Origin of the sequence: Bacteroides sp. 224, assembly GCF_010500995.1 — a bacterium.
In the GTDB taxonomy this organism is placed as follows: domain Bacteria; phylum Bacteroidota; class Bacteroidia; order Bacteroidales; family Bacteroidaceae; genus Bacteroides.
The window spans coordinates 42,598-62,068 of the sequence record NZ_QVMK01000016.1 but is presented as its reverse complement, the minus strand read 5'-3'; the positions used below and the strand labels follow the sequence as shown (position 1 = coordinate 62,068).

Genomic DNA, 19,471 nt, shown 5'->3' with positions numbered 1-19,471 from the left:
TGCAAAAAATAAAATCATGGGAGGAGGAAAAGGAATTGTAATTTAGGTTCTCCTTAATTATTTCTATTGATGAGATTTACAATCACTTTTACGATCATATCCTTTTCTTCCGTACGACTTTCGGCAATCATTAAGGTAATAGCCACTAACGTATTATTTTCTATCAGCTTTGAGCCATCGGGCTTATACAGTATTTCGTTTTTCTCCAGAAACCATAAAAACAAAAATGCAGCAATCCGTTTATTGCCATCACTGAATGAGTGGTTCTTGGTTACCAAATAGAGCAACATTGCCGCCTTTTCCTCAATGCTGGGATAAAGCTCCTCTCCACCAAATGTCTGATAAATAACATTAATAGAACTCTTAAATGACTCATCTTTCTCATTACCAAAGAGGTTGCCACTATTAAATTTCTCCTTTAAATAAAGGATGGCCTCCATTGCATTGTCATAATCGGCACGAAAGACTTCTTTATTGGTGGTTTGTTCCACACTTAATTGCTGATAATCATATTTATCTAATGTATCTAAAGCATAAGTGAAATCTGTAATGACTTTCAAGAGCCCAGTTGCTTCATCCAAAGACAATTCTCTAAGTTGAAGAACATTGGATAAGAGTTTTACAGTGCTTTTAAGATCATCATACTGCTGAACCTTGATATTCTGATTTATAGCATATCCTTTTATCAAATAGTCTTTCAATATTTGATTTGCCCAAATGCGGAATTGAGTACCCTGAGCTGACTTAACACGATAACCCACTGAGATAATAACATCTAAGCTATAACTTTTTACTGGCTTGTCGGAAAAAGCAATGTGCAAATTTTGCACATTGCTTTTTTCATCAAGCTCTCCTTCACTAAATACATTATTGATGTGTTTGGTAATAACCGATCTTTCTCTATTAAAAAGCTTAACCATCTGCGCTTGTGTTAACCAAACAGTCTCATTCTCTAATTTTACATCCAGATTAGTTTTACCATCTTGTGTTTGATATATAACAATTTCACCTGTATTCATAAGAACTTTTAATTAAGTATTCAATCTCTTTTCTCCAATATCTCTTCAATTACCTGTGGATAATATTTATATTCCAATGCATGAACTTTCCCTGCCACCACCTCTGGAGTATCTGTAGGTAACACGGCACAACTTACCTGCTTAATAATCTGCCCTTCATCATATTTCCCATCAATATAATGAATGGTAATGCCTGATGTTGTTTCTTTATTAGCCACAACGGCCTCGTGTACTTTGTCTCCATACATACCCTTTCCTCCATACTTGGGTAATAGAGAAGGATGAATATTTATAATCTTATTCGGATAAGTATGCAATATAAGATCGGGGATGCGTAATAGAAAACCGGCTAAAACAATGAAGTCAATCTCGTTTTCCTGCAATATGGCTAAAACATCTTCCCCGGAGCTCCAAGCTGATTTGGGAAGAACCACGGAGTTAATACCCAATCTCTGAGCCCGTTCCAATACATACGCATTTTCTTTGTTGGAGATAATTAGTTTCACCTTAACCTGCTCATTAGCTTCAAAATAGCATGCTATGTTCTCTGCATTAGAGCCCGAACCAGAAGCTAAAACTGCTATATTCTTAATCATATTGGAGAGTTTGATGCACAAAAAACCGGAATATGTGCAATAAAAACGAATTTAGTTAGCCAAATATTTGCTCAAAAGAATAAATATATATTCCTTTGCAGCGCAAATTTAAAGAATTAAAACTAATTATTAATCAAAATTTAAAAGTTATGTCTGAAATTGCATCAAGAGTAAAGACTATTATCGTCGATAAATTAGGCGTTGAAGAATCAGAAGTAAAGAACGAAGCAAGCTTCACTAACGATTTAGGTGCAGACTCTCTTGACACAGTAGAGCTTATCATGGAATTTGAAAAAGAATTCGGAATCTCTATTCCTGATGATCAAGCAGAAAAGATTGGTACTGTAGGCGACGCCGTTTCTTATATCGAAGAACACGCTAAGTAAGAATCTTATTCATCTATATGAAATTAAAAAGAGTTGTAGTAACGGGTCTTGGCGCCATTACCCCCATTGGTAATAGTGTTCCTGAGTTCTGGGAAAACCTCATCAATGGGGTTAGTGGAGCAGGACCTATTACTCATTTCGACGCATCACAATTCAAGACTCAGTTTGCATGCGAAGTAAAGAACTTCGATGCCACCCAATATATTGACCGCAAAGAGGCAAGGAAAATGGACTTGTACACACAGTATGCCATTGCTGTAGCCAAAGAAGCGGTAACAGATTCAGGTCTTGAGGTTGAAAAAGAAGACTTAAACAAAATTGGTGTTATTTTCGGAGCCGGTATCGGAGGTATTCGTACTTTCGAAGAAGAAGTTTCGAACTATGCATTGAATAAAGACAAAGGTCCTCGTTTCAACCCATTCTTTATCCCTAAAATGATTTCGGACATCGCTGCCGGACAAATCTCAATCATGTATGGCTTTCATGGTCCTAACTACGCTGTATGTTCAGCTTGTGCTACTTCGACCAACGCAATTGCCGATGCTTTCAACCTGATTCGTTTAGGAAAAGCAAATGTAATTGTTTCCGGAGGTTCCGAAGCAGCCATTGCAGCAGCAGGCGTAGGTGGATTTAATGCAATGCATGCATTGTCTACCCGTAATGATAGTCCTGAAACAGCTTCACGTCCGTTTAGTGCAAGTCGCGACGGATTTGTGATGGGTGAAGGAGGCGGATGTTTGATTCTGGAAGAACTGGAACATGCGAAAGCACGTGGAGCTAAGATCTACGCTGAAATAGCAGGAACCGGATTATCTGGCGATGCTTATCACCTGACAGCTTCACATCCGGATGGACTCGGAGCTAAATTGGTGATGCAGAATGCACTGGAAGATGCCGAAATGAAGCCCGAAGATGTTGATTATATCAACGTGCACGGAACGTCTACCCCTGTGGGTGATATCTCGGAGATAAAAGCTATTAAAGAAGTATTTGGCGATCATGCTTACAAACTGAATATCAGTTCGTCTAAGTCTATGACCGGACATTTACTCGGAGCAGCAGGAGCAGTAGAAACTATTGCAAGCATCCTGGCTGTGAAGAATGGAATTGTTCCTCCTACCATTAACCACACAGAAGGTGATAACGATGAGAATATCGACTATACCCTCAACTTTACATTTAATAAAGCACAAAAGCGCGAAGTGAAGGTTGCTTTATCCAACACTTTTGGATTTGGTGGTCACAACGCCTGTGTAATTGTTAAAAAATACGCAGAGTAATAGTCGTGTTAGGAAACACCATAAGCAAAATAAGGCTCCTGTTCCACAAGAACAGAGAGTCTTATTTTCGTTTTTATAGGATGCTTGGCTTCTTTCCTAAGAACCTTACATACTACGAACAAGCTTTAATGCATCGTTCTGTTAGCACACGTTCCGAGAAAGGACGTACAAAGAACAACGAACGGCTTGAATTTCTGGGAGATGCAATTCTTGATGCGGTAGTTGCCGATATTGTATATAAGCGTTTTACCGGTAAAAGAGAAGGATTTCTAACCAATACGCGTTCTAAAGTTGTCCAACGCGAAACCCTAAATAAACTTGGAATGGATCTTGGGTTGGATAAACTCATGAAGTACACTTCCCTACCCTCCTTCCACAACAGCCATATATGTGGCAATGCTTTTGAAGCGTTGATGGGAGCCATCTATCTGGATCAGGGATATAACCGCTGCATGCAGTTTATGGAGAAAAAGATTATAGGGTCTTATATTGATCTTGATAAGCTTTCGCGCATAGAAGTCAACTTTAAATCTAAGTTGATAGAGTGGTGTCAGAAAAACAAAGTCGAGCTTTCTTTTGAGTTAATAGAGCAAACTTTTGATAAGAGTTCAAGTCCGATTTTCCAGACAGAAGTTTTGATAGAAGGATTTTCTGCCGGGCATGGAACCGGCTATTCTAAAAAGGAATCTCAACAGAATGCTGCACAGGTAGCCCTAAAAGCTATTAAAACGGATAAGAATTTTGTTATCTCCATTTTAGAGAAGAAAGAAGAAAAGATGTTTTCCGAGGCTGAAACCTTAACCCCGGAAAAAGCAAATTCAGTTAAACTAACCGAAGCAGATCCCCATTTTACGGCCTTGAATGACTAAATCATGGTCTTCTGTTACAAGCTTTAATTTCCCTGCTACTTCACTTAATGGTAAAGAGATTATATCGTCTCCTTTCAGAGCAACCATTCTTCCATATTCCCTGTTTGCAATTAATTCCGTGGCATGTCCACCCATACGTGTAGCCAGATTACGATCGAACGAATTAGGAGCGCCTCCTCGCTGAATATAACCTAAAACCGTTTCACGGCTTTCTATACCCGTTTCGTATTCTATTTCCTGAGCAATATATTCGGCTACCCGCCTCTTACCATCTGTCATAATTCCTTCTGCAACGACTACTATGGAGTAAGGCTTTCCTTTTTTTACGCGGTTAATAATAGTTTCTCCAATACGCTTAATATCATAAGGTATTTCAGGAAGAAGAATAACATCTCCCCCTCCGGCCATGCCCGAATATAAAGCAATCCAACCGGCTTTATGCCCCATAACCTCAATAACCATCACACGTTTGTGCGAACTTGCTGTAGAGTGAAGGCGGTCTATGGCATCTGTAGCAATACTAACGGCCGTATCAAAGCCAAATGAGAAATCGGTACCCCAGATATCATTATCAATAGTTTTGGGCACAGAAACGATATTAACCCCCATATCGGCAAATTTTGCTGCTGTTTTCTGTGTACCATTACCGCCAATACATACAACGCACTCTAAACCTAATTCCTTAATATGCTCCGCTATAATGGCCGGTTTATTTATTCCTGTTGCCAGATTCTTCTTCTTGAAAGGTTTTTCTCTGGAGGTGCCCAGAATGGTCCCTCCCTGATTTAAAAGCCCCGACAAGCTACTCTCGGTCAGTATTTCTACATCTTTTTCCAATAAACCCTGGAAACCGCTATGGATTCCCACGACTTCCATTCCGTAGTGATTGATGGCTGTTTTGCATACTCCGCGAATTGTTGCGTTAATTCCCGGACAATCTCCTCCTGATGTTAATATACCTATCTTCATATAAATTGTGGTTATGAATCCTAAAAAAAGGCTTTTTCTTTCATTATTTCTTTCGTAAAGATAGAAAAAAATGATAAATAAGCTTACTTTTGCGCTTTCAAACATTTTTTGATAATTGAAATGAATATTACCAAAATTGTAGGCAAGGTCTTTGAACAGCGTGTGAAGGAAATAGAGCTCTATGCTACACAAGCTGAAGAGATACAACACAAGGTATTGAACAAACTCCTACGGAAAGCAGAAAATACAGAATGGGGGAAGAAATACGATTATAAATCTATTCGTACGTATGATGAATTTCGTAAAAGACTCCCTATACAGACTTATGATGATGTTAAGCCTTACGTTGAAAGACTTCGTGCAGGTGAAAAGAATTTGATTTGGCCTTCTGAAATCAAATGGTTTGCTAAATCCTCCGGAACTACAAGCGATAAAAGTAAGTTCCTCCCGGTCAGCAAAGAAGCGCTTAAAGAAATTCATTATAAAGGAGGTACGGATGCAGTGGCGCTTTATCTTCATATAAATCCCAAGAGTCGCTTTTTCTCCGGAAAAGGACTTATTTTGGGAGGAAGTCTTAGCCCTAACTTAAACTCCAAACATGCTTTTGTTGGCGATTTATCGGCTATTCTGATAAAGAATATCAGTCCGGCAGTTAACCTCATTCGTGTGCCAAGTAAAGAAGTGGCTCTGATGGATGAATGGGAATCAAAGATAGAAGCCATTGCAAACAATACAGTAAAAGCAAATGTAACCAGCATTTCAGGTGTTCCTTCCTGGCTTTTAGTAGTGATTAAACGCGTATTGGAGAAGACCGGAAAAAAGACGCTGGAAGAAGTGTGGCCAAACCTGGAAGTGTTTTTTCATGGCGGGGTGAGCTTTACTCCTTACCGCGAACAATACAAGCAACTTATTCGCTCTTCGAAGATGCATTATGTAGAAACCTACAATGCCTCTGAAGGATATTTTGCCACTCAGAATGATCTGTCGGACCCGGCTATGCTGCTGATGATTGATTATGGCATTTTCTATGAGTTCATACCTTTGGAAGATGTAGACAGCGAAAATCCCCGCGTCTACGGCTTAACAGAAGTGGAGTTGAATAAAAACTATGCCATGGTTATTTCAACCTGCTGTGGTCTTTGGCGCTACATGATTGGAGATACCGTAAAGTTTACAAGTAAGAACCCTTACAAAATAATTATCACCGGACGCACCAAGCACTTTATTAATGCTTTTGGCGAAGAAATTATTATTGATAATGCAGAAAAAGGATTAGCCAAGGCGTGTGCTGAGACAGGTGCTCAGGTGTTAGAATACTCTGCTGCCCCGGTATTTATGGATGCAAATGCTAAATGCCGCCATCAATGGCTCATTGAATTTTCAAAGATGCCCAACTCCGTAGAACGTTTCGCTCAAATATTAGATGATACACTCAAGGCTGTAAATTCCGATTATGAAGCAAAACGTTGGAAAGATATTGCGCTACAACCATTGGAGCTTATTGTAGCACGCAAGAATCTCTTCCATGATTGGCTGAAAGAGAAAGGAAAGCTTGGCGGACAACATAAAGTTCCCCGATTAAGCAATACACGTGATCATATAGAGGAAATGATTACGCTGAACGCGTAAAAGTTAATAGTGGAAAGATAAGAGTGAAAAGTAAAACCGGGAAGATAAAAGTATGCGTTACTATTAACTTCTCCCCTTTACTTTTCACTCTTATCTTTTATCTTTTCACTAAAACAAGCAAGCTCTCCGGCCCCATATTAAACAGCAAATCAATAATGCTGAGATTAGGAAGGAAACCATGTTTGCTCTCAAATACCTGATAATAAGGGCGGGGCATGAAAGAGGGATCTGCCTCTCTAAAATCCTTTTTGGGGTGAATGATCTCCCTGTAATCATATTCGTTCGAATCGAATGTTGTCTTGTATTCGATGCTTCGCTCTATATGAGGTGTTATATCAATTAGTTCGCAGATAAGTCGACAAAGTTCTTCATTAAAATCGAGCAGATAATGATATTTCTTCTCATAGAAAGGTCGAAAATCATCTTTATAGTATTCGAAAAAGGGAGTGCTGTTATAAGCAGACTCAATGGCATTCCAATGTAAATGGCGCCAATTTCCATGATCGGATATTTCGATATCTTTCATCGAACATTTTAAAGACACAGGCTTCACTGTAGGAATAGAAAGGGGCAATACGCCACCGGGGCCAGCGATATTACACCTGTTGCGGTAAGTCTGCTTTATATAATGGTCATACTGTTCGATAATAACTTTATCATAAGTTAAAAGCTTACTGAACCAAGATATAGGAGCCAAATAGGCAGAGCTGAGATAAACAATGCGTTGTTCCATCATATATTATTTAACGCGGGTAAAGAAGCGCCCCCACCGATAGCCTTGAAATAAACCCGAATATCCCTCTTTGGAGAACCAAACAACAGTTGCCTTACCAACAAGGTGATCGTGAGGCACAAAACCAAATAAACGGGAATCTGTGAAGTTTACAGAGTTATTGGATGCCATCCAGTAATAATCTTTAGAAAAAGTATAGGAGTCAACCGCTTTTCCTTCTATATATAGACTATCATTTTTTACCAAAGCTTCTTTATTTTCATGTAATCGAATGGTATTTCGGAGCAAGGTAATATTCCAAGGGCGGACTTTTATACTACTTCCTTTACCGGGAATAATAATGGATTTTGCATCTTCCGGTGATGATTTAGCCAGAGGATGTATCCAATTATCTGTAGTCAGCGCCTGAGTAATCAGATAAGATTCGTAATGACTAAAGCTCCGGATTAAGCAACTGTCATTATAGCCCATTATTTCACTATTAGTAATGGCAAGCGCTTTTAGAAGAGAATCCGTTGAATGCTGTTTATTTAGAGGGTAACTATAAAGCCGTTTTCGATCCGGCCCGGCTTTTTCCCGGTGAGATTGCGTAGCAAATAAAGAATCAATGAGCAAAGTATCTCCGGGAATACCAATGCATCGGCCTATATAAATATTTCGCTGATCAATGGCAGGCTCTTCCGAAGCAGGGTTATTAAACACAATAATATCTCCCGATTGCGGGTTTTTATACTGCCATCGATGATAGGAGAAGAGAGACATTAGCGGTAATCGTAATCCGTAGCTCCATTTATTAACCAGAATACGATCTCCTTGAAACAAGCTGTTTTCCATACCGGAAGAAGGTATGATATAAGAAGTAAATAGAAAACCGCGGAGCAATAATACAAGAATTACTGCTCCGATAAATATGACAATCCATTTCTTTCCTTTTCTCATATATACTGCTTATGGGTAAGGAACCTATTCATTTAATGTACCATTTTGAATATACGGTTCCATCGGATTTTTCCGCTGAACCAACCACGATCTTTATCTAAAGACAACCACACCAGAATGGGTTTTCCTACCACATGATCTTCCGGAACAAATCCCCAAGAACGTGAATCGGCCGAATTATGACGATTATCACCCATCATCCAATAGTAATCCATTTGGAAAGTGTAAGAACTTGTTTTTTGTCCGTTTATGTATACACCATCTTCTTTTCTTTCCAGCTTGTTTCCTTCGTAAGCTACAATACAGCGCTCGTAGTATGCAAGATTTTCCGGAGTCAGCTCAATGGTAGCTCCTTTGGCGGGTATCCATAGAGGACCATAATTATCTACGCTCCAGTTGGTATGCAGGTTAAGCGGATAAAGTCCACCTGCAGGCATATTATAGTTTCTTATACTTGTTACAAGATCTTTGCGAGCCAACAGCTTTTCCTTTGCCTTTTTGGTTAAAGGTAACACAAATTCCGTACTGCCCGGGCTGTAACCTTGAGTATCTTCGTTGCTAAGACCCAGTTCCCGGAAGAATTCCTCAGGAATTGTTTTGCCTGTTCCTCCCACGATATATATAAACTCCACGCCTTCCGGTTCTTCTTGTTTTACTCCATTCAGATAGATGTCGCGGTTAATGATTTGCAATGAATCTCCCGGAAGAGCTATGCAGCGTTTTACGTAATTCTCGCGTCTGTCTACCGGGCGATAAATAATATCCCCATATACTTTGGGATTAGCTTTTATAATACTTCTCCCTTTGTTGTAAACAGCTTCATAAACTGAATTTTGCTCTTCAGGAGTCAACTTGGAAGTATCGAGATACTTGCCATCAAGTCCCACTCCGAGTGCCACTGAATAAAACTCCGGCAGTTGGGCATTTAAGGCAATAGTATCTCCGGCAGGAAAATTAAATACTACAATATCCTGATGCTTTACCTTCCCGAATCCGGCTACGCGCTTGTATGGCCATTGCGGTGTTTCAATATAAGATTTTGTATTGAATATAGGCAATGTATGTTGTGTCAAAGGCATAGAAAGAGGAGTATTGGGCACTCTGGGGCCATAGCTTACTTTGCTTACATACAAAAAGTCGCCTACCAACAATGACTTCTCTAACGAAGAGGAAGGAATCTGATAGTTCTGAAACAAGTAGATATTTACAAAGTAAACAGCAATCAAAGAGAATACGATGGCATCCACCCAACTCATCACACTACGAACGGTAGCATTCTTTGATTTCTTCCAAAATGTCCAAGGCACTTTCTTGGTGATATAAACATCAAAAATTAAGGGTATAAGAATAAGCCCTAACCAGCTTTTTACCCACAATAAGAACAATAGGTAAAGAGCCAATACAATGGCACAGGTAATCCACTGACGACGCGTAGCTTTTTTTATATTACTTTCTTTCATTCTTTATGTTACTTTAAAAATGGAAACAAGTCTTGTATTCCCAGAAAACCTTCATGATTGGCAGTATATTCAGCGGCAAGTACAGCTCCCAACACAAATCCACCGCGGTTTTTAGCATCATGAGTGATGGAGATAACGTCTGCATCAGATTCATAACGAATGGTGTGTATGCCAAAAACTTCTCCTTCACGAATTGATTCTATAGGAATTTGCGCAGTGTTTTCTGCTTTTCCTTCTATCCAGGATGTCTTTCTATCAATATTTTCCAGCAATCCTTCGGCCAGAGTAATAGCCGTTCCACTGGGAGCATCCATTTTATGGATGTGATGCGTTTCGCTCATAGAAACATCATAAGCCGGAAATTGATTCATGATGTTAGCCAGGTATTTGTTTACTGCTGAAAATATAGCTACGCCAAGACTAAAGTTAGAAGCCCAAAACAGTGTTTTACCACCGGTTTTGCACATCTCCTTGATTTCTTCGCCATGTTCGGCCATCCATCCGGTGCTTCCGGACACCAGTTTTACGCCGGCTTTGAATGTTTTAAGGTAGTTATTATAGGCAACCTTGGGATTGGTGAATTCGATGGCTACATCTGCCGAGCGAAATGCTTCAGATTCAAAATCTTCCTGGTTATTAATGTCGATGATAGAAACAATTTCATGTCCTCGGCTAAGAGCAAGTTTCTCGATCTCTTTGCCCATTTTCCCATATCCAATTAGCGCAATCTTCATATTATTAAGTAATTAAATGTCGCAAAGATAAGGAATTTGAAGGTTTAGTTGCTATTTTTGTATTATATTTACTCTATAGAACATTTATTTAAATGTGTTGCTACACAAAATTTTAATAAAGCAACCCACTAACATTCATGATAGAAAGATAAATGGAGCAACTATTGCATTATGTATGGAAATACAAAATATTTCCCTTGACAGAACTACGAACCTCTACAGGAGCATCTGTAGAAGTTATTGACCCCGGCTTATCAAACATGCATGCCGGTCCGGATTTCTTTAATGCCAAGATTAAAATAGATGGAACCCTTTGGGTAGGAAATGTAGAAATTCATTCCATTTCATCGGATTGGTACAAGCATAACCACCATACAGATAAAGCGTATGATTCAGTCATACTTCACATTGCCAGTGAAGTGAATGAAGACGTACGCCGTTCCGATGGAGTTGCCATTCCTCAACTGAAATTAGAGTGTCCCGAGCATATTCGTTTGCGATACGATGAATTAAGACAGGCAGATATGCGCCCTCCCTGCTATTCCATATTGCCCTCTTTGCCTAAACTAACTGTTCACTCCTGGTTCTCGGCCTTGCAAGCCGAGCGATTTGAGCAGAAGACTGCTGTTATCAAAGAGCGACTCAAAAAACTGGATAACCATTGGGAAGACACTTTCTTTATTACACTGGCTCGTAATTTTGGTTTTGGAGTGAATGGAGACGCTTTCGAAACTTGGGCTAATTTACTCTCTTTCCGTGCCATAGATAAGCATCGGGACAATGCCATACAAATAGAAGCCTTTTTCTTCGGACAAGCCGGTTTGCTTGATGAAGATTTAAAAGAAGATGCTTATTACGCCGAGCTTCAAAAGGAATATCGTTTCTTGAAACATAAGTTTGAATTAAAGCAAATGGATGCTACTTTATGGCGTTTTCTTCGGATGCGTCCCGGTAATTTCCCTCATATTCGTATTGCTCAACTGGCATACCTTTATGGAAGAGAAAGAGGATTATTCTCGCAGATTGTGGATGCTAAAACAGTATCGGAGATTCGGCAAATTCTTTCCGTACAAACCTCGCTTTATTGGAAAGAACGATATATTTTCGGTAAGAAGTCTCCCGGAAAAGACAAAACTTTGGGAAAAGGTTCACTCGATTTGATCGTGATTAATACAGTAGTTCCCTTTCTTTATGCATACGGACTGTACAAAGGAGATGAGCAGCTTTGCGATAAAGCAACCTCTTTTCTTGAAGAGGTAAAAGCAGAAAAAAATTACATTACCCGTATGTGGGATGGAGCAGGCCTACCGGTAAATACGGCTGCGGATTCGCAGGCTTTGATACAATTACAAAAAGAGTACTGCGATAAAAAGAAGTGTTTGTATTGCCGGTTTGGGTATGAGTACCTAAGAAAGATTAAGTAGTGAAACGTTTTTGTGGTTTTTTAGCGTTAATAATTCTAAAATATCAATCAAAACAAGGAAATAAAAAACTCTTTTTCTAACTTTATGCCATTAAAGCAAAGAATACTCTTGGTAAAAAACCAAAAGCCAAGTATAGCACGCACTTTAACGATAAAACTATATATATAGAAAAAAATGAAAACTTTCAGATTATTAGCCATCCTATGGATAGTGGCTGTATGTGGCGGAACAATCGTTTCGTGCAAATCATCAGATAAAGAACCCATCGAAGTTATTCACCCTTTTGTAGGTAAATGGGAACGCGTCAAGTCGGAAGGATGGACTACCGTTGAAGAAAGCTGGACAGATGTCTATAACAACGATGTATATACCGAAAAGGATATTTACGAGTTTAATAGAGACCAGGAAATGGAAGACGGACAATATTTTATTGAGTTTATCACCAATACGGAAGGTACATACATTAATAACCGTCTTGTAGGCACTATTCCATATCGTTTTCCGGGCGATCGTATCTTCTCATTCGCTTGGATTCATGAAGAGAAAGATAACATTCTGGAGATAACCGGAGGAGGAAAAGTCGAAAGAATCAGAATCGAAGAAGAAGATCCAGACACACTTATATTTTACTATACGAGCTATAATAGCGCCCCTGATGCTTTTAGAGAAAAAATTACAAGTGTTTTTAAGAGAGTTAAATAATGATTCTTTTTTAAAGGGGATATTGTCATTCTGAACATAGTGAAGAGTCTTCTCACGAAACTTCTACACACCATGCAAAGAAACTTCCTATGTCAGGATGACAAAAAAAGAACAGGGGAATTTCTCCCCTATTATATCACTACTTCTTTCCAACGATAAGCTCCTTTATCAAATGATCGACTTTGCCGAACTTTTCCATAATAAACAGCATATAGCGCACATCTACCCCAATACAGCGCTGTAAATCAGGTTCGAAAATAATGTCGCTGCTCATGGCTTCCCAGTTTCCATCGAAAGCTAAGCCAAGCAACTCTCCTTTCGCATTAAACATGGCACTACCGGAGTTTCCTCCCGTAATATCGTTGTTGGAGATAAAACACACACTCATATCACCGTTTTGGTTCGCATATTGCCCATAATCGCCCGAAGAAACCAACGAGAGAATTTCGGGAGATACCTGAAAATCAGGATCATCGAAATGTTCGCGTACCTTTTCTAAAATACCACGGGTGGTAGTGAAATGGCTATATTCTGCACCATCGAAAGGAGTATATCCACGCACAGTACCAAAGCTTAAACGCATGGTAAAATTAGCATCCGGATAGAAATCATGATTGGCGTACATCCTACGAACAGCGGCATTAAAAAGACGTTCGTCGCGCTCTATACTCATATTCGTTTCTGTAATTGTTTGATTGATTTCAAACACTTTCACGATTAAATCGAGGCTTAGAGCAATCATTGGATCCTCAAAGAGGTTGAAAGTAGAATCCTGCTCTGCAACCCACCTTAAGGCCTGCGGAGTAGTTAATTTCGTGTTGGCATAAAGGGAATCAACAAAAGCTTTATCATCTCCCCCATAATCGGCGGCTATTCGATTATATACTTCGGGCAGATAGTCCGGGCTCACTTGCTTTTTATACTCTCTGAGCATAGCCAGAAACACCTCCTTATCGATATCTAAATCCAGGTTCTCATATTTGTCGAGTAACTTACGAATGCTCGCAACCAACTGCTTTTCTTCTGCTCCAAAATCAAAGTTCAGGATTTCCAGAGCCAACTGTATTAATTCGGGGCCATACATAAATGTTTCGTAGAAATAGGCCATAGCACGACCGGGTTCGCGGCGTTGCTTATAGTCCAACTCCAAAGAAGTGAGCAAATGAAGAAGATTCTCCCGTTCAAAAGGGGTGTTTTGTATCCATCGCTGTAAACTTGCTTCCATTTCGCGTTTCTTCTCCAATACTTTCAGTTGTTGTATGGCTTTATTGGTTCCGATGCTGTTCTTCCAATAATTAGAGCTTTCATCGTATTTAGAGGCATATTTAATCCGAATATCATCCCGCTTATCCATTTCGCGCTTCCAGATGGCTTGTTTTACACCGCGTACATCAATCATAGCTTGATTTATTCCGGTCATCATTTCTTCAATACCATACGATGAAAGGTAGCGTTCCGTAGTGCCGGGATAACCTAATGTCATACAGAAAGAACCTTCTTTGTATCCATCCAAAGAAACAGGAACCACATAAGGAGGCTGATAAGGCACATTATCGGGCGAATAATCAGCCGGTTCATTATCCTTATTTGCATAAATGCGAAATACGCTAAAATCTCCTGTATGGCGTGGCCACATCCAGTTATCCGTATCCCAACCAAGCTTACCGATGGAAGAAGGAGGAGCAAATACCAAGCGAACATCGTTGAAATCGCGGTAAACAGAAAGCCAGAACTCATTACCGGCATAGTAAGCATCTACAATAGGAATCAGCGTAGAATCTCTTTCATATACTTCTGCCTGAATAATTTCCACGATAGAATCGGTAGCCCAATGCCGTTCCTCTTCGGTCATAGAATCGGTCAATACGGTTAAAATACGTGGAGTAACATCTTCTGTTGACAGCAAAAACCGAACATAAAGCTCGGGGTTAGGAAGTTCCTCACTCCTATCGCGAGCCACAAAGCCATCTTTCAAATAATCATGTTCTAATGTAGTATGCTGTTGAATGGCACTGAATCCGCAGTGGTGATTGGTAAATACAAGCCCATCTTCCGAAACCACTACTCCGGAGCAGAACCCTCCAAAGCTCACTACGGCATCTGTCAGAGAAGGCTTGTCGGGGTTGTACAGTTTATTAGCTGGTATTTTCAATCCCAGTTCCTTCATGGATTTGCGTGTTTGCTTATTCAGGTTTCCGAGCATCCACATTCCCTCATCGGCTAAAACGGGCACACAAATGAGTAGGGCGAGAATAATGGCATTAAATTTTTTCATTCTTCTATAGGTGATTAAGTACAACCGTTTTACTTCCTTACAAAACGATTGATAATGGGTATTTGATTGATTGGCAAGTCTTTTTTAACAATATAGGCCACAAAGACACCGAGCAGCAAAGTGCGGAACAGTAACCTGATAACTATATGTTCGGGAACGATCAGCAATGATAAGGCATATAAAACAGCGGCTAACAAGGCATAAACGGCTATGCCTTTTAAATCGTAAACAATCGGATACTTCTTTTGTCCGATGAAGTAAGACAGTAATGTAATCACCAGATATCCGGTAAACCCTGCCCAGGCACAAGCCCAATAGCCATATATGGGTACAAAGCAAACATTCAGTGATACGATAATTATACAGCCAATCATAGAGAAGTAGGCTCCCCAACGAGTCTCGTCGATAAGTTTATACCAGAAAGAAAGGTTGAAGTAGATGCCCATAAATATCTCTGCTACCATAACCACCGGAACCACCTCTAAACCAATCCAATATTTGTGGTCACCAATAATGTATTTCAGCAAATCCATGTAAAACATCACAGCCAGAAAGCCCAATAAGGCAAAAATAATAAAGAACTTCATGGCTTTTGCATAGATCAAGCGGTTGTCTCCTTCTTTATTCTTTCCAAACACAAAAGGTTCATAAGCATACCGGAAGGCTTGAGTAAACATAGCCATAATCATGGCTATTTTTGTAGCAGCTCCATAAATGCCTAATTGTATGTTGGCTTCTTTAGCAGTTCCGGAATACAGAAAAGGGAAAATGATTCTATCTATAGTCTGATTCAAGATTCCCACCATACCCAAAACTAACAGCGGAAAGGAATATTGGAAGATACGCTTCATTAAAGCCTTATCAAACTTATAAGCAAATCCTTTTAGCTCCGGTATAAAGAAGAACATTTGCAAAGAGGAAGTTATCAGATTGGCGATAAACACATACCCTACCTTGTAGGCAGGATCGTAAAACCAGGATATCGTTTCGGGATAATGTGTATGAAGCCACGGACAGCCAAGTAAAAAGAAGCAGTTAAGCAATAGACCCAGAACGATGGAAAAGAGCTTTATAAAAGCAAATTTAAGGGGTCTTTTCTTATGTCGTAAATATGCAAAGGGTATACTCTGAAAAGCATCCAAGGCAACCACCACAGCCATAATTCCCAGATATTCCGGATGGCTCTCATATCCCAACCAGCCGGCAATAGGATTCAGAAAGGCAAAACTAAGTAAAACAAATAGCAATGAAGTACTGCCTACGGATATTAGGATGGAAGAATAAACTGTTTGTTCGTTTTCATCCTTTTTATTGGCAAAACGAAAAAACCCCGTTTCCATCCCATAAATAAGCAATACCTGAAGGAAAGCTACAAAAGCATAGATATGGGTTACTATTCCGTATTCGCCGGACTCGGCAGAGAAAACCTTTACATACAAAGGGAACAGCAGGTAGTTTACAAACTTACCCAGAATACTGCTCATGCCATAGATTGCCGTGTCTTTTGCCAGCGATTTCAGATTAGACATTGAAATAGTTTTAGTTAATCGAATAATGTGTTTTGCCGCCCGTTATACAGACTTTTGCCTAAATGCTTGTATGCTAACTCGGTTACTTCGCGACCTCTTGGTGTACGCTTTAAAAACCCTTCTTTAATCAGGAAAGGTTCATATACTTCTTCAATGGTACCGGCATCTTCTCCAAGGGCTGTAGCAATGGTGGTTAGCCCCACAGGCCCTCCCCTGAATTTATCTATAATGGTACAAAGAATCTTGTTATCTATTTCATCGAGTCCATACTTATCAATATTCAATGCTTCGAGCGAGAAGTTTGCAATCTCCGTATCAATAGAACCGGAGCCTTTTACTTGCGCAAAATCGCGCACACGCCGCAATAAAGCATTGGCAATACGAGGGGTACCCCGGCTCCGGGAAGCTATTTCGGCAGCTGCCTGAAAAGAACAGGGAACATTTAGTATACTGGATGAGCGTTTTATAATTCCACTCAATACATCATCATCGTAATACTCCAGATGCAGGTTTATTCCGAAACGCGCTCTTAAAGGAGCTGTCAGCAATCCGCTACGAGTGGTAGCACCTACCAATGTAAATGGACTTAAATCAATCTGAATGCTTCGGGCAGAAGGTCCTTTATCGATCATTATATCAATCCGATAATCTTCCATTGCAGAATAAAGGTATTCTTCCACTACGGGCGACAGACGATGGATTTCGTCGATAAACAACACATCGTTAGGTTCAAGGCTGGTAAGTACACCGGCCAAGTCGCCGGGTTTATCCAATACAGGCCCCGAGGTTACTTTAAAACCTACATTCAATTCATTGGCTATGATATTGGAGAGGGTGGTTTTTCCCAATCCCGGAGGTCCGTGAAGCAAAACATGGTCGAGCGCTTCGCCACGTAAGCGAGCTGCTTTTACAAAGATTCTCAAATTATCAACTACCTTATCCTGCCCACTAAAATCATCAAAGCTAAGTGGACGTAAAGCATTCTCAAATTCGCGTTCGTTATTGTTCAACCGATGGTTTCGTATATCAAAATCTTCTTCCATTCAGGGTATCTCTCCTTGTTTAAAGAGCAAAAGTATAAAAGATAACAGAGATAGCCGTTTATTTTAAGAAGAAAATAAAACATATTTCCTATTTTTGCGATAATTATAAGCCACATACATTATGGTCCTGAATTATATTTGGATTGGATTTTTCATTATAGCATTTATTGTTGCAGTCGTTCGTCTGGTCTTTTGGGGCGATACCGACATCTTTACTGAAATAGTAAACTCCACATTTAGCTCTTCTAAAACGGCTTTCGAAATCTCTTTGGGACTTACAGGCATACTTTCTCTCTGGTTAGGTATTATGAAGATTGGCGAGAACAGCGGCTTAATAAGTAACCTTTCTCGCTGGTTGAGTCCGGTTCTTTGCAAATTATTCCCTGAGATACCGAAAGGACACCCGGCCATGGGATCTATGTTCATGAATATTTCGGCTAATATGCTGGGACTCGATAATGCGGCAACACCTTTAGGACTAAAAGCCATGAAAGAGCTTCAGGAACTCAATCCTAAAAAAGATACTGCTTCCAACTCCATGATTATGTTTCTGGTGATGAACACCTCCGGACTCATGTTAATACCAATTACCATCATGGTTTACAGGGCACAGATGGGAGCTGCCCAACCTACCGATATATTTATTCCCATATTATTAAGCACCTTTGTTTCTACATTTGTAGGGATTACTGTGGTAAGCATTTCTCAGAAGATAAATATCTTCACCAAAGGCACTTTAGTATTTCTTACGGGGCTAAGTATTTTCTTTGCAGGCATCATCTATTTATTTGTTACCATGCCGCAGGAAAAGGTTAATATCTACTCTACACTGGTAGCCAACGTATTGTTGTTTTCGGTCATCATCTGCTTTATCGTCAGTGGGTTGCGAAAAAAGATCAATGTATTCGATTCTTTTGTAGAAGGTGCTAAAGATGGTTTTACTACTGCTGTAAGAATTATCCCCTATTTAGTTGCCTTCCTGGTAGGGATTGCTGTATTTCGTACTTCCGGTGCTATGAATATTATAGTCGATGGAATCGGCGCATTCTTTGGCTTTTTTGGTATAGATACCAGCTTTGTAGGAGCACTCCCTACTGCACTTATGAAATCTCTTAGTGGCAGCGGTGCCAACGGGTTAATGATAGATGCCATGAAAGAGTATGGAGCCGATTCATTTGTAGGCCGAACCGCCAGCGTGGTAAGGGGTGCTTCGGATACTACCTTTTATATTCTGGCTGTATACTTTGGTAGTGTAGGAATCAGTAAAACACGAAATGCTGTTAGCTGTGGACTGATTGCCGATTTCTCCGGGATTATTGCCGCTATTTTATTTAGTTATCTATTTTTCTTTTAATATATATGCCAATAACGTATCAAACAGATGGGGTAAAGATGCCTCAAATCCTTAAAAAGGAAGTAACAAGCTGGATTAAGGAAGTAGCCGCTACATACAGTAAGAAAGTCGGTGAAATCGCTTATATCTTCTGTTCCGATGAAAAAATACTGGAGGTAAACATCGCCTACTTACAGCATGATTACTATACGGATATCATCACTTTTGATTATACAGAGGGAAACAAAATATCCGGCGACTTATTTATAAGCCTGGATACCGTAAAAACAAATGCAGAGCAATTCGATGTTCCTTATGAACAGGAATTGCATCGGGTTATAATTCATGGCATTCTGCATTTATGTGGAATAGATGATAAAGGACCCGGAGAAAGAGAAATCATGGAAGAAGCGGAGAATAAAGCACTTTTAATGCTTGAAAACTCAAGAATTTAAGCAAACTCTCTCTGCTCAGATCGATTTCTTCGATCAAAAAGTGTCACAAGTGTCACACGGCGTTCTAACAGGTTGATTTACAGAACTAAATAGTGG

Annotated in this window: 18 protein-coding genes; 8 read left to right on the top strand and 10 right to left on the bottom strand. The window is 39.8% G+C overall.

Translation table 11 applies throughout. The features are described from left to right. Positions 1-53 precede the first annotated feature (53 nt). On the bottom strand, positions 54-1,019 hold the full coding sequence (gene rhuM / locus D0T60_RS09485; RefSeq protein WP_163217939.1) for a RhuM family protein: 966 nt from the start codon (positions 1,017-1,019) through the stop codon (positions 54-56). Between the two features lie 20 nt (positions 1,020-1,039). Continuing rightward, positions 1,040-1,615 (bottom strand): phosphoribosylglycinamide formyltransferase, encoded by a 576-nt coding sequence (locus tag D0T60_RS09480; protein WP_163217938.1) that lies wholly within the window; start codon positions 1,613-1,615, stop codon positions 1,040-1,042. 149 nt (positions 1,616-1,764) lie between these two features. Here D0T60_RS09480 and D0T60_RS09475 point away from each other — a divergent pair, with 149 nt between their 5' ends. From D0T60_RS09475 to rnc, 3 genes are read left to right on the top strand one after another with little or no spacing between them, the layout of a single operon-like run. Continuing rightward, a complete protein-coding gene (locus D0T60_RS09475; protein WP_163217937.1) occupies positions 1,765-2,001 on the top strand; it encodes an acyl carrier protein in 237 nt (78 codons plus the stop codon). A gap of 17 nt (positions 2,002-2,018) precedes the next feature. After that, complete coding sequence (gene fabF, locus D0T60_RS09470; RefSeq protein ID WP_163217936.1) at positions 2,019-3,281, top strand: beta-ketoacyl-ACP synthase II; 1,263 nt, start codon at positions 2,019-2,021, stop codon at positions 3,279-3,281. A 5-nt stretch (positions 3,282-3,286) separates the two neighbouring features. Further along, on the top strand, positions 3,287-4,150 hold the full coding sequence (rnc, locus tag D0T60_RS09465) for a ribonuclease III (RefSeq protein WP_163217935.1): 864 nt from the start codon (positions 3,287-3,289) through the stop codon (positions 4,148-4,150). On the opposite strand, the gene D0T60_RS09460 is transcribed toward rnc, so the two are convergent. After that, positions 4,109-5,119: an ATP-dependent 6-phosphofructokinase gene (locus D0T60_RS09460; protein WP_163217934.1), complete on the bottom strand. Its 1,011-nt coding sequence runs from the start codon at positions 5,117-5,119 to the stop codon at positions 4,109-4,111. The two genes, rnc and D0T60_RS09460, sit on opposite strands and share 42 nt — an antisense overlap. Before the next feature lie 120 nt (positions 5,120-5,239). Between D0T60_RS09460 and D0T60_RS09455 the strand changes: the two genes are divergently transcribed. Beyond that, positions 5,240-6,748 carry a GH3 auxin-responsive promoter family protein gene (locus D0T60_RS09455; RefSeq protein ID WP_163217933.1) on the top strand — a complete coding sequence of 503 codons (1,509 nt, stop codon included), beginning with the start codon at positions 5,240-5,242 and terminating at the stop codon, positions 6,746-6,748. A 97-nt stretch (positions 6,749-6,845) separates the two neighbouring features. On the opposite strand, the gene D0T60_RS09450 is transcribed toward D0T60_RS09455, so the two are convergent. Genes D0T60_RS09450 through dapB form a run of 4 tightly spaced genes read right to left on the bottom strand, consistent with a single transcriptional unit; the run spans position 6,846 to position 10,614 of the window. Next, the gene (locus tag D0T60_RS09450; protein ID WP_163217932.1) at positions 6,846-7,484 is read right to left on the bottom strand and encodes a WbqC family protein; all 639 of its coding nucleotides are present in this window, start codon (positions 7,482-7,484) and stop codon (positions 6,846-6,848) included. Between the two features lie 3 nt (positions 7,485-7,487). Further along, positions 7,488-8,420: a signal peptidase I gene (lepB, locus tag D0T60_RS09445; protein WP_163217931.1), complete on the bottom strand. Its 933-nt coding sequence runs from the start codon at positions 8,418-8,420 to the stop codon at positions 7,488-7,490. 32 nt (positions 8,421-8,452) lie between these two features. Continuing rightward, entirely contained in the window at positions 8,453-9,865 is a 1,413-nt protein-coding gene (locus tag D0T60_RS09440; protein ID WP_163217968.1) for a S26 family signal peptidase, read from the bottom strand. A 23-nt stretch (positions 9,866-9,888) separates the two neighbouring features. Then, positions 9,889-10,614, bottom strand: a complete 726-nt coding sequence (gene dapB / locus D0T60_RS09435) for a 4-hydroxy-tetrahydrodipicolinate reductase (RefSeq protein WP_163217930.1) — start codon at positions 10,612-10,614, stop codon at positions 9,889-9,891. A 152-nt stretch (positions 10,615-10,766) separates the two neighbouring features. Here dapB and D0T60_RS09430 point away from each other — a divergent pair, with 152 nt between their 5' ends. Both D0T60_RS09430 and D0T60_RS09425 read left to right on the top strand, forming a co-directional pair. Continuing rightward, positions 10,767-12,038 (top strand): DUF2851 family protein, encoded by a 1,272-nt coding sequence (locus D0T60_RS09430; RefSeq protein WP_163217929.1) that lies wholly within the window; start codon positions 10,767-10,769, stop codon positions 12,036-12,038. A gap of 174 nt (positions 12,039-12,212) precedes the next feature. Further along, positions 12,213-12,740, top strand: a complete 528-nt coding sequence (locus D0T60_RS09425) for a hypothetical protein (RefSeq protein WP_163217928.1) — start codon at positions 12,213-12,215, stop codon at positions 12,738-12,740. A gap of 139 nt (positions 12,741-12,879) precedes the next feature. On the opposite strand, the gene D0T60_RS09420 is transcribed toward D0T60_RS09425, so the two are convergent. The 3 genes from D0T60_RS09420 to ruvB are packed head-to-tail and all read right to left on the bottom strand — an operon-like array spanning position 12,880 to position 17,587. After that, positions 12,880-15,015: a S46 family peptidase gene (locus D0T60_RS09420; RefSeq protein ID WP_163217927.1), complete on the bottom strand. Its 2,136-nt coding sequence runs from the start codon at positions 15,013-15,015 to the stop codon at positions 12,880-12,882. Between the two features lie 29 nt (positions 15,016-15,044). Further along, positions 15,045-16,544, bottom strand: coding sequence for a lipopolysaccharide biosynthesis protein (locus tag D0T60_RS09415; protein WP_163217926.1), 1,500 nt, complete (start codon positions 16,542-16,544; stop codon positions 15,045-15,047). Positions 16,545-16,558: 14 nt separating this feature from the next. Continuing rightward, on the bottom strand, positions 16,559-17,587 hold the full coding sequence (gene ruvB / locus D0T60_RS09410; protein ID WP_163217925.1) for a Holliday junction branch migration DNA helicase RuvB: 1,029 nt from the start codon (positions 17,585-17,587) through the stop codon (positions 16,559-16,561). Positions 17,588-17,708: 121 nt separating this feature from the next. Between ruvB and D0T60_RS09405 the strand changes: the two genes are divergently transcribed. Next, positions 17,709-18,941 carry a nucleoside recognition domain-containing protein gene (locus tag D0T60_RS09405; RefSeq protein WP_163217924.1) on the top strand — a complete coding sequence of 411 codons (1,233 nt, stop codon included), beginning with the start codon at positions 17,709-17,711 and terminating at the stop codon, positions 18,939-18,941. Between the two features lie 5 nt (positions 18,942-18,946). Continuing rightward, entirely contained in the window at positions 18,947-19,375 is a 429-nt protein-coding gene (gene ybeY / locus D0T60_RS09400; protein ID WP_163217923.1) for an rRNA maturation RNase YbeY, read from the top strand. The last annotated feature ends 96 nt before the right edge of the window (positions 19,376-19,471 follow it).

What these genes read in the sequence shown, in the direction of transcription:
- rhuM (WP_163217939.1), bottom strand. Translation starts at nt 1,019, where the DNA reads ATGAATACAGGTGAAATTGTTATATATCAAACACAAGATGGTAAAACT.
- D0T60_RS09480 (WP_163217938.1), bottom strand. Translation starts at nt 1,615, where the DNA reads ATGATTAAGAATATAGCAGTTTTAGCTTCTGGTTCGGGCTCTAATGCA.
- D0T60_RS09475 (WP_163217937.1), top strand. Translation starts at nt 1,765, where the DNA reads ATGTCTGAAATTGCATCAAGAGTAAAGACTATTATCGTCGATAAATTA.
- fabF (WP_163217936.1), top strand. Translation starts at nt 2,019, where the DNA reads ATGAAATTAAAAAGAGTTGTAGTAACGGGTCTTGGCGCCATTACCCCC.
- D0T60_RS09460 (WP_163217934.1), bottom strand. Translation starts at nt 5,119, where the DNA reads ATGAAGATAGGTATATTAACATCAGGAGGAGATTGTCCGGGAATTAAC.
- D0T60_RS09455 (WP_163217933.1), top strand. Translation starts at nt 5,240, where the DNA reads ATGAATATTACCAAAATTGTAGGCAAGGTCTTTGAACAGCGTGTGAAG.
- D0T60_RS09450 (WP_163217932.1), bottom strand. Translation starts at nt 7,484, where the DNA reads ATGATGGAACAACGCATTGTTTATCTCAGCTCTGCCTATTTGGCTCCT.
- lepB (WP_163217931.1), bottom strand. Translation starts at nt 8,420, where the DNA reads ATGAGAAAAGGAAAGAAATGGATTGTCATATTTATCGGAGCAGTAATT.
- dapB (WP_163217930.1), bottom strand. Translation starts at nt 10,614, where the DNA reads ATGAAGATTGCGCTAATTGGATATGGGAAAATGGGCAAAGAGATCGAG.
- D0T60_RS09430 (WP_163217929.1), top strand. Translation starts at nt 10,767, where the DNA reads ATGGAGCAACTATTGCATTATGTATGGAAATACAAAATATTTCCCTTG.
- D0T60_RS09425 (WP_163217928.1), top strand. Translation starts at nt 12,213, where the DNA reads ATGAAAACTTTCAGATTATTAGCCATCCTATGGATAGTGGCTGTATGT.
- D0T60_RS09420 (WP_163217927.1), bottom strand. Translation starts at nt 15,015, where the DNA reads ATGAAAAAATTTAATGCCATTATTCTCGCCCTACTCATTTGTGTGCCC.
- D0T60_RS09415 (WP_163217926.1), bottom strand. Translation starts at nt 16,544, where the DNA reads ATGTCTAATCTGAAATCGCTGGCAAAAGACACGGCAATCTATGGCATG.
- ruvB (WP_163217925.1), bottom strand. Translation starts at nt 17,587, where the DNA reads ATGGAAGAAGATTTTGATATACGAAACCATCGGTTGAACAATAACGAA.
- D0T60_RS09405 (WP_163217924.1), top strand. Translation starts at nt 17,709, where the DNA reads ATGGTCCTGAATTATATTTGGATTGGATTTTTCATTATAGCATTTATT.
- ybeY (WP_163217923.1), top strand. Translation starts at nt 18,947, where the DNA reads ATGCCAATAACGTATCAAACAGATGGGGTAAAGATGCCTCAAATCCTT.